This window comes from Nitrobacter sp. 62-23 (assembly GCF_001897285.1).
Lineage (GTDB): Bacteria > Pseudomonadota > Alphaproteobacteria > Rhizobiales > Xanthobacteraceae > Nitrobacter.
In genome coordinates this window covers 21,923-33,447 of record NZ_MKSM01000056.1, presented here as the reverse complement: position 1 = coordinate 33,447, position 11,525 = coordinate 21,923, and the positions used below count along the sequence as shown (strand labels likewise).

At 63.8% G+C, this 11,525-nt stretch carries 10 protein-coding genes; 6 read left to right on the top strand and 4 right to left on the bottom strand.

The genetic code is table 11. The features are described 5' to 3' along the window. Nucleotides 1-25 precede the first annotated feature (25 nt). Complete coding sequence (locus BGO16_RS04770) at nucleotides 26-1,078, top strand: TIGR01620 family protein (protein WP_292617448.1); 1,053 nt, start codon at nucleotides 26-28, stop codon at nucleotides 1,076-1,078. A 1-nt stretch (nucleotide 1,079) separates the two neighbouring features. Here the strand turns inward: BGO16_RS04770 and BGO16_RS04765 are convergent, their stop codons facing one another. Further along, entirely contained in the window at nucleotides 1,080-2,735 is a 1,656-nt protein-coding gene (locus tag BGO16_RS04765) for a glycosyltransferase family 39 protein (protein WP_292617446.1), read from the bottom strand. 332 nt (nucleotides 2,736-3,067) lie between these two features. Between BGO16_RS04765 and BGO16_RS04760 the strand changes: the two genes are divergently transcribed. From BGO16_RS04760 to BGO16_RS04745, 4 genes are all read left to right on the top strand, one after another. Next, nucleotides 3,068-3,316 carry a hypothetical protein gene (locus BGO16_RS04760; RefSeq protein ID WP_292617445.1) on the top strand — a complete coding sequence of 83 codons (249 nt, stop codon included), beginning with the start codon at nucleotides 3,068-3,070 and terminating at the stop codon, nucleotides 3,314-3,316. Between the two features lie 214 nt (nucleotides 3,317-3,530). Beyond that, nucleotides 3,531-4,739, top strand: coding sequence for a molybdopterin-dependent oxidoreductase (locus tag BGO16_RS04755; RefSeq protein WP_292617444.1), 1,209 nt, complete (start codon nucleotides 3,531-3,533; stop codon nucleotides 4,737-4,739). 11 nt (nucleotides 4,740-4,750) lie between these two features. After that, a complete protein-coding gene (locus tag BGO16_RS04750; protein WP_292617443.1) occupies nucleotides 4,751-5,083 on the top strand; it encodes a cytochrome c in 333 nt (110 codons plus the stop codon). Nucleotides 5,084-5,331: 248 nt separating this feature from the next. Beyond that, nucleotides 5,332-5,532 (top strand): cold-shock protein, encoded by a 201-nt coding sequence (locus BGO16_RS04745; protein ID WP_011511778.1) that lies wholly within the window; start codon nucleotides 5,332-5,334, stop codon nucleotides 5,530-5,532. A gap of 175 nt (nucleotides 5,533-5,707) precedes the next feature. Here BGO16_RS04745 and BGO16_RS04740 read toward each other — a convergent pair whose 3' ends face one another. Beyond that, complete coding sequence (locus BGO16_RS04740; protein ID WP_292617442.1) at nucleotides 5,708-6,376, bottom strand: hypothetical protein; 669 nt, start codon at nucleotides 6,374-6,376, stop codon at nucleotides 5,708-5,710. A gap of 339 nt (nucleotides 6,377-6,715) precedes the next feature. On the opposite strand from BGO16_RS04740, the gene putA reads away from it, so the two are divergent. Further along, nucleotides 6,716-9,721: a bifunctional proline dehydrogenase/L-glutamate gamma-semialdehyde dehydrogenase PutA gene (gene putA, locus BGO16_RS04735; protein ID WP_292617441.1), complete on the top strand. Its 3,006-nt coding sequence runs from the start codon at nucleotides 6,716-6,718 to the stop codon at nucleotides 9,719-9,721. Nucleotides 9,722-10,008: 287 nt separating this feature from the next. On the opposite strand, the gene BGO16_RS04730 is transcribed toward putA, so the two are convergent. Next, on the bottom strand, nucleotides 10,009-10,176 hold the full coding sequence (locus BGO16_RS04730; RefSeq protein ID WP_292617440.1) for a hypothetical protein: 168 nt from the start codon (nucleotides 10,174-10,176) through the stop codon (nucleotides 10,009-10,011). Between the two features lie 98 nt (nucleotides 10,177-10,274). Next, entirely contained in the window at nucleotides 10,275-11,462 is a 1,188-nt protein-coding gene (locus BGO16_RS04725; RefSeq protein WP_292617439.1) for a hypothetical protein, read from the bottom strand. Between the last annotated feature and the right edge of the window lie 63 nt (nucleotides 11,463-11,525).

Genomic DNA, 11,525 nt, shown 5'->3' with positions numbered 1-11,525 from the left:
AGTTTCTGATCGGAGACCGACTGCAATGAGTGAGCGTTCCGGCCTGCGCCGCCCCGTCACATTCAAGCTCGACGATCCGCTCGTTGTGGTCCTGGATCCCGAAGAAGCGGTGAGCCGGCCCGCGCGCGGCAGCATCAGCATCACGCCGGAAGCCGAGCCGGAGCCCGAGCCCGTCTTGCTGCCCGAGGAAGAGGCGCCCGAGATAGCTCCGGTTCCGGCGCGAAAGGGATTTCGCTGGGGCGTGCTGTTCTGGTCGTCGCTGGCCGGCTTCATCGCGCTTGGCACCGTGCTCGGCGCCGTCAACCTGATCCACGACCTGTTCGCGCGCAGCGAGGGACTGGGTTTCCTCGGGCTGATGCTGGCGGCGCTGTTCGTGGTTGCGTCTATCGTCATCGCGGCGCGCGAGATCGCCGCTCTCGCCCGTCTGGCCACCATCGAGAACCTGCATCGGCGCGCGCTGGCCGCCATCGCCGCCGACGATCGCACGGGAGCGAAAGCGGTCGTTCGCGATCTGGTGAAACTCGCCCACGACAATCCGCATCTCGCGCGGGCGCGAGCCGCGCTGCGGAGCCACGGCACCGACATCATCGACGGCGCGGACCTGATGCGACTCGCCGAGCGCGAGCTGATGGCGCCGCTGGATCAGGAAGCGCGCCGGCTGGTGTCGGTGGCGGCGCAGCGCGTGTCGATCGTGACCGCGGTCAGCCCCCGCGCCGTGGTGGATGTGCTGTTCGTCTTCGCCGCGGCGATACGGCTGGTGCGGCAGCTTGCACGGCTCTATGGCGGGCGGCCCGGCACGCTCGGGATGATCCGCCTGATGCGCCACGTCATCGCGCATCTCGCGATCACCGGCGGCATGGCGGCAAGCGACACCCTGATCCAGCAGATGCTCGGCCAGGGCATCGCCGCGAAGCTGTCGACGCGTCTGGGCGAAGGCGTTCTCAACGGACTATTGACCGCGCGCCTCGGCCTGGCGGCGATCGACGTCACCCGCCCGATGCCCTTCACCGCGCTGCCGCGGCCGGTGCTCGGCGATCTTGTGAAAGACCTGTTGCGCAAGCGCGGGAGCAAAGACTGAACTATCGCCCCACGATGGCGGCGAGCGTCAGATAACGACGACTCGTCTGGTCTTCCGCCAGTTGCCGCCATTTGTAGAACCGCGAGTCCGGCGGCGGCGAGAGATCGGGCGTCCAGCCCGTGATCTTTTCCAGAACATAGGTGTCCATGATCCGGCCGCGCCAGGTCCGCTGAACCCGGCCCAAAGGCGTCAGAACCGCGCCGGTCGAGGCCAGAAGGGATGCGCCGTCCTGTTCGCGGGCGATATACAGCCCGGCATGCCCGGCAATCAGCGCAAGACCGGGATCGCGGAAACCCATAAAGCGGCTGCGTTCGTTGATCTGGATCACCGGCACGCGATCCTTCAGATGCCAGCGCAGCATTGCATAGATCCGGTAATCGTCGGTCGCGATCCATGTCGCCCCGGAGGTTTGCAATTCGCTTTCGGCGCGGCTCGCGACCTGCGCGAAGCCGGCTTCGCCGCCGATCGGATCGGTCTTGCCGATGAAATTCCAGGGGCTGACGATATAATAGAGGAACACCGCGACGACGAGGACGAGACCCGACGCGATCGCGGCGTTGACCCAGAAGGCGGACGATCTTGCGATCCACGCCGGCCATTTTTCGCGCGATCGCTTCGCGATGTCGATTGCGGTCGCGGCGAATCCCAGCGGCCAGATGAACATTGGCCAGGTGTCGCCGACGCGAAGCGTCAGCGATTTCCAGAAAAAATAGCCGAACGGCACCAGCACGGCCGCCGACAGCAACACGGAAACCGGATCGCGATATCGAAACGCGCGCCATGCCGTAACCGCCACGCCAAACAGCACCACGGGCAGCAGGATCGGCCCGACCTGACCGAACTGGAGGCCGAGATAGTCGCCGAGCGTGCGCAGCGTGACGTCATGCGCGGCGGTGGCGCGAACGAACTGAAACCTGAACGAGGCCCAATCGTGCATCCAATTCCAGATCAGGACCGGCGAAAACACCGCAGCCGCAATCAATGGCGCGGCCCAGAGATATGGACTGCGCAGCCAGCGTGAGCGCCAATCCGGCACGACAATGAAAAGAACAACGGCGGGGACCAGCATCAATGCGGTCAGCTTCGACAATAGCGCCAGCCCGCCGAAGAAACCCGCGGCAAGCCACCAGCGCGCGTCGCCGCTCTCGGTGAGCCGCACCAGCGACCACACCATCGCCAGTTCGAACGGGATCAGCGCGACGTCGGGCGCGACCTTCGCCATCAGCAGGCCGTAATACAACGCCGCTTCCATCATCAGAACCGCCAGCACGGCGGCACGGATGTCGCGGGTGACGCGGCGGACGATGTCGGCGAGCAGCAATTGCGAGATCGGCATCGCCAGCAGTCCGGCGAACCTGACGCCGAAATCGGTGTCGCCGAAGATCGCGGTGCCGAACCGAATGAACCACGCGATCATCGGCGGATGATCGAGGAAGGATAGCGCGCTTTCCTTTGACCAGGTCCAGTAATAGGCCTCGTCGGTGCGCAGATCCAGCGTGGCGGCAAAGATGCATCGCATCACGGTCATCGCAGCGATCAATGCCGCGACCCACAGCAGCGACGAACGCACTGGGCGTTCCGGTTGCAACGCCGATTTATCGAGTTCTGCGATTATCATATGGATGTCGGGGACAACGCTCAGCGCACATCCCCGCATGGCTCTCCGGACAGCTTTCTCGGGTTTTTGACCACTCGGCTTCCGCTGTCAATCCGGCACCGCGGCAGGCTTGGCGCGCCGCACGGTTCGCCCATATTTTCCGGACGCGTTCGCGCTGTGTGAGATTTCGCACACCCATCCGGCCAAACTCCCGCTTGTCTGAACGCCCATTCAGAAAATTGTCGGTTTTACTTCGCCGGATTCTTCGAACCGCATTTTGAAAGCATGCGACGAACCTGCGACGGGCACGCAAGAGCCCGCAAAACGGAAATTTAGAACGCGAATTGAAATCGAAACCTGCGCATCACGCGCTTCATTTAAGGAGAATGTTCATGTCTCGTAAACTTGCTCTCGGACTTGTTGCCGCTGCTTCCCTCGGTGCGATGGCGCTGGCGTCCTCAGCCGCTTCCGCGCACGGTTGGGGCGGGCATCACCACCACCACTTTGGTCATTTCGGTCATCATTACGGCCATGGCTTCGGCGTCGCCTATGTCGGCGGCTATGACGAGGGCTGCTATGTCGTGCGGCGCGTGCCGACCCCCTTCGGCTTTCGTCTGCGCACCATCAACGTCTGCGACTGATCCGCTTTTTAACTCAGTCAAAACCCCGGCTGCCCGGCAGCCGGGGTCTTTCGTGTCGGCGGCGGTATCATCTGCCCGCGCGGAAGGCGGGCAAGCAATCGATTTGGCGTCCTCTCACTCGAAAGCATCAATTGACTTGCGATCTGACGGTGCGAGACTTGCAGATCGATGACCCGTGATGACGGGCCTCGACGGTGAAGCTTCGGAGGAAGCCATGCTCGACAGACGAGAGATGCTGAAACGCGTCGGCGCCGGACTGGCGCTCGGCGCAACCGCCAGCCTGACCCCTTTCAAGGCTTTCGCGCTCGACAGCGTGACCCTGCCGTTCGACAACGGCGAACGTCCGCTGGTGAAATATCCGCAGAAACGTCTGATGATCGGCCAGACAAGCCGCCCGCCGCAACTCGAAACGCCGTTCTCGGTTTTCAACGAAGGCCCGATCACGCCGAACGACGCCTTCTTTGTCCGCTATCACCTCGCCGATCTTCCGCTCAACGTCGATCCCGACACGTTCACGCTGGAGATCAAGGGCAAGGTCGATCATCCGCTCAAGCTGTCGCTCAAGGACATTAAAAAGATGAAGGCGACGGAGATCGTCGCCGTCAATCAATGCTCGGGCAACAGCCGTGGGTTCTTCAACCCGCGCGTCGCCGGCGGCCAGCTCGGCAACGGCGCGATGGGGAATGCGCGCTGGCGCGGCGTGCCGCTCAAGACCGTGCTCGATCAGGCCGGCGTGCAGCAGGGCGCGAAACAGGTGGTGTTCGGCGGCATGGACGGCCCCGTCAGCGACAAGACGCCGGATTTCGCCAAGGCGCTGGACATCGACCACGCACGTGATGGTGAGGTCATGCTGGCCTATCTCATGAACGGACAGGATTTGCCGTTTTTGAACGGCTTTCCGCTCCGGCTCGTCGTTCCCGGATATTACGGTACCTACTGGGTCAAGCATCTCAACGAGATCACCGTCATCGACAGCATCTACGACAATTTCTGGATGAAGACGGCCTACCGCATTCCGGACGATGCCTGTGCCTGCGTTGAGCCGGGCACGGCGCCGAAGGCGACGGTTCCCATCAACAGGTTCAACGTCCGCTCCTTCATCACCAATGTCGCCGACGGCGCGAAAGTCGGAATCGGCGGCAAGCTTCTGAAGGGGATCGCATTCGACGGCGGCACCGGGATCAAGAAGGTCGAGGTATCGATCGACGGCGGCAAGACCTGGAAGACCGCGCGGCTCGGCCGCGACTACGGCAAATACTCGTTCCGCGAATGGAAGATTCCGGTCAAGCTCACCGCCGGTCCGCACGAACTGAAGGTGCGCGCGACCAGCAACGGCGGCCAGGTGCAGCCGTCTGAGGCCACATGGAATCCGGCCGGTTACATGCGCAACGTCATCGAGACCGTCCACGTGACGGCGGCCTGAGGGAGGTGTTCATGACGCGTCCAGTTCTCCTTGCGCTCGCAACCATCATCGGGCTGGCCGCCGCGAGCGGCGCTTTCGCTCCTACCACCGCCGGCGCCAAGCCGATTTCCTACAAGCTTCCGGACAGGGCCGTGGAATTCAAGCCGGGCCCCAATCTCGACGTGGTGAAGGCCAACTGCACGGCCTGTCACTCGGCGGATTACGTCCAGACCCAGCCGCGCGGCCCGAAATTCAAGAAGGATTTCTGGCAGGCGGAGGTGAACAAGATGATCAAGGTGTATGGCGCGCCGATCGCCGAGGCCGATGTCGGCAAGATCGTCGATTATCTGACCGCAACTTATTGATCCTCGGGAACCGCATTCCACGGAGATCCGGGGGATTCGGCTGTCAGATCACCGCTTCCTCGCCGTCCCCGGCGAGGAAATTCCCAGGATTGTGGCAAAATTGCACCGTCTCCGGATAGAGTTGGTTCAGATAGTTCAACCTTGTGTTTGAACTACCAAGCCGGGCCGAGACCGCGTATCTTGTCCACCGTCGGACGAGCCGGTTTCCGGGGGGCCGACGACTATTTCAATTCTGCGGAGACTTGGGAATGGCTAAGGGTACTGTGAAGTGGTTCAACCCGACCAAAGGTTACGGATTCATTCAGCCGGCTGGTGGCGGCAAGGATGTATTCGTCCATATTTCGGCCGTCGAAAAAGCGGGTCTTTCCACGCTGAACGAAGGTCAGACGGTTGAATTCGAGGAAGTCGCCAACCGCGGCAAAACCTCGGCCGAAAACCTCAAGGTTTGACGCGACGACGCGATCCTCACGCCCCGGAAAAGTCGCGTCCCGACCATGGGACGCACTCCGCGGCAAACGACATCGGCTCCGCCGACGCAATCCGGTCTACGCCATCGGCGCAGACTCGATCCGCCGGCGACGAAAATCGGCCAGCCAAGCTGGCGATCGCGCGGCATCGCGTCGATCAATTTTCCTTGATCCATCGATCCAGGAGCATGACGTCGGGCAGTTGCGCGTAGCCCCGTGGCCACATGTCGACGACCCATTCCGCATGCGTGGCGCGCTCGACCAGCACCGCTGTATTGTGTGGAGTTTGCAGCGCGAGCGTATTGCCGCGATAATGCGGATTCCCCACGGTGTGATATTTGAATAATCCCCAGTCCTGCAAAACCAGCAACAGGCTGGTGACGTTGCGCGTGGTGTCCCAGCAATCGAAGTTGTGGCTGTCGTCGCCGGCGCGGAAATCGGCCCGCGCCACCCGCTTGTCTGTTCCGAGCACCGGTCCCATGCGGCGATCGAACCAGACAACCGCCTTTTGAACCGCCCGACGCTCCGCGGCAGCCGACGACCGGCCTGCCGCCAGAATCCGTGTCAGCGCGCCACGATCGGCAGACGTGAAATCGAGAGGCTCCCGGCGACGGCAGACGAAGCCGTAGCAGACCGTCATGGATTTCGCGCTCGGCGGATAGATCGAAACGGAGGTGTAGAGCTGCGCGATGCCGGGGCTGAGTTCAGCCGCCACGGCAGGGTCGTCCACAGCTTGGGTTGCGAGCAGCGTCGCCGCCGCCGCAAACAGCCACGGGACGCGGCACGCGCGCGATCCGCCGGTTCGCCGATTTGGAAAGCTCGCCATCACGCCTCATGCATTCACGGGCACAGTCGTCCCATTGGCTCCATGCCGGATCGAGCTTAGCTTGTTCAGTTGGAGAAAGGGTCGCGCGACCGCAACAGCATGTCAGATTCGTGCCGCGCGCGGACGGCCCAAATAATCTAGTGGTCCAATTCTAACATTTGCATCCCGTTGCCGTAGGGAGTCCTTGCAAATGTTAGAATCAAAGGACCACTAGCAACTATCAGGTTTCTAGTGGAGTTTTGAATTTGACATTCGCCTGACAGGTTCGCTGCAAAGTGGGTAGCGAATGTCAAATTCACTCCACTAGCGGCAGTTTTGCGGAAGGCCGAGGAATAGCCGATGTCGTCCCAGCTTCCACCGCCGTTTTCGTCTCCCTATGCGCCAGACGACAGGGCAATGGCGAAGCGGATGCTGGCCGAGGCGCAGCTGACGCCTGAACGGGAGGCGCGGATCGATCGCACCGCGCGCGGCCTGATCGACGCCATCCGGCGGAACGACGATCCGCTCGGCGGCGTCGAAGACATGCTGCGCGAATTTTCACTGTCGACCAAGGAAGGCCTCGCGCTGATGGTGCTCGCCGAAGCGCTGCTGCGCGTGCCCGATGCCGAAACAGCGGACCGGTTCATCGAGGACAAGCTCGGACAAGGCGACTTCATCCATCACGAGACCAGGTCCAGCGCATTCCTTGTCAACGCATCCGCCTGGGCGCTCGGGCTGTCCGCGCTCGTCATCCAGCCAGGCGAGACGCCGCAGGGGACGATCGGTCGGCTCGCCAAGCGGATCGGCGTTCCGGCGGTACGAGCGGCGACGCGACAGGCGATGCGGCTGATGGGCAACCATTTCGTGCTCGGCGAGACCATCGAGGCGGCGCTGGCGCGCGCACACGCACACTCGGCCGGTCACGCCCGCTACTCCTTCGACATGCTCGGCGAAGGCGCGCGCACCAAAGCGGATGCAGAGCGCTATTTCAACTCCTACGCCGCCGCGATCAAGGCGATCGGCGAGCGCGCCGGCGCCAACCCCCTGCCCGACCGCCCCGGCATTTCCGTCAAGCTATCGGCGCTGCATCCGCGCTTCGAGGCGGTGAGCCGTGCGCGAGTGATGACCGAATTAGTGCCGCGCGTTGTCGATCTCGCCGCGCGCGCCAAGGCGCGCGATCTCAACTTCACGGTCGATGCGGAGGAAGCCGACCGGCTGGAATTATCGCTCGACGTGATCGCCGCTGTCGCCGCGGCGACCTCGCTCTCCGGCTGGAGCGGCTTCGGCCTCGCCATCCAGGCCTATCAGAAGCGCGCCTCGGCGGTGATCGACTATATCGATGATCTTGCACGACGCCTGAACCGGCGGATGATGGTCCGCCTGGTGAAAGGCGCTTATTGGGACACCGAGATCAAGCGAGCGCAGGAACGCGGGCTTGACGGCTATCCCGTGTTCACCCGCAAGGCGATGACCGACCTGAACTACATCGCCTGCGCGAAGCAACTGCTGGCGCTGCGGCCGCGGATTTTTCCGCAATTCGCGACCCACAACGCCCTCACCGTCGCCACGCTTCTTGATCTGACCGAGGGCGACGAGGGATATGAATTCCAGCGCCTGCACGGCATGGGCGAAGCGCTTTACGCGCAACTCGCGAAGGATCGCCCGGGCATCCCCTGTCGCATCTATGCGCCGGTCGGCAGTCACCGCGACCTGCTCGCTTATCTGGTGCGGCGCCTGCTCGAAAACGGTGCGAACTCGTCATTCGTCGCAATGGCCTCCGATCCCGGTGTGCCGGCGGACGTGCTGCTTCGCCGGCCCGCCGAGATCGTCGGCAATGCCGACGGCGCGGCGAACACGACGATCCCGCTGCCGCGAGATCTGCTCCAACCCGAGCGGGTGAATTCGCGCGGCATCGAATTCGGCGAGCGCGCGGCGCTGAACCGGCTGGTTGCCGACGTTGCGGCGGAAAAGACACCTACCGTCACGGCGCGGCAGGACGCGCCGGAGGACGTGAACCGCACAGTTGTAGCGGCGCGCGATGGTTTTCCCGCGTGGAGCCGTACGCCGGCTGCGGCAAGGGCAGCCGCCCTGGAACGCGCAGCCGATTTGCTGGAGCAGCGATCGGCGCATTTCATCGCGCTGCTGCAGCGGGAAGGCGGCAAGACGCTGGACGATTCTGTCTCCGAAGTGCGCGAGGCGGCCGACTTCTGCCGCTACTACGCCGCGGAGGGCCGCAAGCTGTTCGGCAATGCGCAGCCATTGCCCGGGCCGACCGGCGAGCGCAACACGCTGCAGCTGCGCGGGCGCGGCGTTTTTGCCGCGATCTCGCCGTGGAATTTTCCGCTGGCGATCTTCACCGGACAAGTGACGGCGGCGCTGATGGCGGGAAACACGGTGGTCGCGAAACCCGCCGAGCAGACGCCGCTGGTCGCAACGGAGGCCGTGCGCCTGCTGCACCAGGCCGGCATTCCGCCCACGGCGCTTCATCTGCTTCAGGGCGACGGACGGACAGGCGCGGCGCTTGTCGCGCACCGCGACATCGCCGGCGTCGTCTTCACCGGTTCGACAGAGGTGGCGCGGTCGATCAATCGCACGCTCGCCGCCAAGGACGGCCCCATCGTGCCGCTGATCGCCGAGACCGGCGGCATCAACGCCATGATCGCCGACGCCACCGCGTTGCCGGAGCAGGTCGCCGACGATGTCGTGACCTCGGCGTTTCGCTCGGCAGGGCAGCGCTGTTCGGCGTTGCGGCTGCTGTTCGTACAGGAAGACGTGGCCGACCGCATGATCGAGACGATCGCGGGAGCCGCGCGCGAACTGAAGATCGGAGACCCGTCCGATCCCGCCACCCATGTCGGCCGGGTGATCGACCGCGAGGCAAAGAAGCGGCTCGATACGCATATCGCGCGCATGACGCGCGAGGCCCGCGTGCATTTCGCTGGGCGAGCGCCCGCGTCCGGCAATTTCGTCGCGCCGCATATCTTTGAGCTGGCGAACGCCCGGCAACTGACCGAGGAAGTGTTCGGACCGATCCTTCACGTCGTGCGCTATCGCGCGTCCGGTCTCGATGCGGTTCTGCGCTCGATCGCCGATACCGGCTACGGCCTGACGCTCGGCATCCATTCGCGCATCGACGACACGGTGGAAGCGATCGTGGACCGCCTCGACGTCGGCAACATCTACGTCAACCGCAACATGATCGGAGCGGTGGTCGGCGTTCAGCCGTTCGGCGGCCACGGCCTGTCGGGGACCGGACCGAAGGCCGGCGGCCCGCATTATCTCGCGCGCTTCGCGACCGAACAGACCGTGACGGTGAACACCGCCGCCGCCGGCGGCAACGCGGCATTGATGAGCGGAGAAGGGTAACCCACGTCCCCCGGAGCGACCGCTACGCCAAAATCGCTGCGTGCCTGGGAACGGTGGCGAGCGCGAGTTCTACCCGAACGATGACCGAAAATTCTCCATCGTCATTCCGGAAGCCACGTGGCGGCTATCCGGAATCCAGCAAATCCGAAGAATCATCAGACTACTGGATTCCGGGTTCGTCGCGCTTCGCAACGCCCCGCAATAACGAAGGAGCCAGACTCGTCGCTTGTCTTTTGTTTGAGCATGATCTTTTCCGAAAACCGGTTTCCACTTTTCGGGATCATACTCTAGCGGCCCAGCCACGGCGACGCGAGTCCGAGCGCGATCAGGCCCAGGATAACGGCAATGCCTATCGCCCACGAACTCACACGCACGGCGCTGTCCGCCGTGCGCTCGCGCTCGTTTTGCGCGATCTCACGATTGCGATCTTTTTCGCTCTGTTCCGGCTCTCGCATCGGCTGACCTGCGCGAATAACACGTCAGGCCAACAAATCATTTCGCAGCGTATGGTTCCGTGCGTTCATCCGAACCGAGAAACCGCGACGGCTCGGCTTCAGCGCGCGACGATCAAACCTCTGCTGGTGACCACGACCCAGCGGCCGTCCTGCTTGCGAATCGCATTGACGCGGCCGAGCCCGGGCACCGGATCGCCGGCATAGACCTCATACAAACCGCCGCGCCCTTCGATCAACGCGCCGCCGTCGGTGATATCGCGCAACACCCAGCCTTCGACCGCGGGCAGACGCGCGACAGCAGGCTTCGGCGCCGGCAGCGGCACCGGAGCTGTGGCGGCAGTGGAAGCAGCAGTTGTTGGTATCGACCCTGTCACGATCGTCGCGGCGGACGTTGAAGATGCTGCCGCCGGAGACGCGGCCGGCGCCACGGCCGCATGCTGCTTGTCGAGCGTCTCGTGAAGCCTGGTCAGCTTGGCCGCCGACTCGGCATGCGCTTTTTCAACCTTATCCAGACGATCGTTGATCCTGGCGAACTGGCCGGCGTCGCCCTTGGCCGCGCGATCGATGCCCCCCTTCAGCGTGGCAACCTCGGACTGGAGCTGCTTGATCGTGGCCTCCAGAGCCTCGGTCTGACCAGCCGTCGCCGACGACTGCTCGCTCGCAACGTCGTGGCGGAGGCCTGACGTTGCCAGCGAACCGCCAATGGCGCCGGTGATCGCAGCCAACACTGCGACGGCTGCGATCGCCGCAAGGCGTCGCTTGCCGGAGCGCTGCGCATCGCCGTCTCCCGCCGCTCCCCGGTCGATCGCCGGGCGATCCCATGACGTGCTGCGGGATGGCGGCACCATCATCATCCTGCCGGTCTCCCGCACCGCGTCCGCTTTCGGAGCGTCACGCCCAAGCCCGGGCTCGATTATGGGCGCGTCCGCCTTTGAAGCTGCGGGCTCAATCGCGCTCGGGGGTGTTTCCGCCTTCGCGGTCCCGGCTTCGATCTTCGGCTCGATGACAGATGCATCCATTTTCGGAGCGTCGGCGTCGATCTTCGGCTCGATCAACGGCGCTTCCGTCACATCGGCCTCACGCCGAGGCTCGGTCACCGATGCTTCAACCCTCGGGGCCTCAGGCTCGGATGCTTCGGCTCTCGGCGCCACGATGTCGTCAGGCGGCGGCGCAGACAATTCCTGCTCCGGCGCAAGCTCCGGAGCCGTGGCGCGCGACGACGCGTCCATGCCGGTAAATTTGTTACCCGGGCCGCTATCGGTCCGGTCAGACGAATGATCGCTCACGTTAAAAACTCCAATAAAGGTTGAACTATCGGTATCTTTTCATGACTTGCAAAATCGTTACCT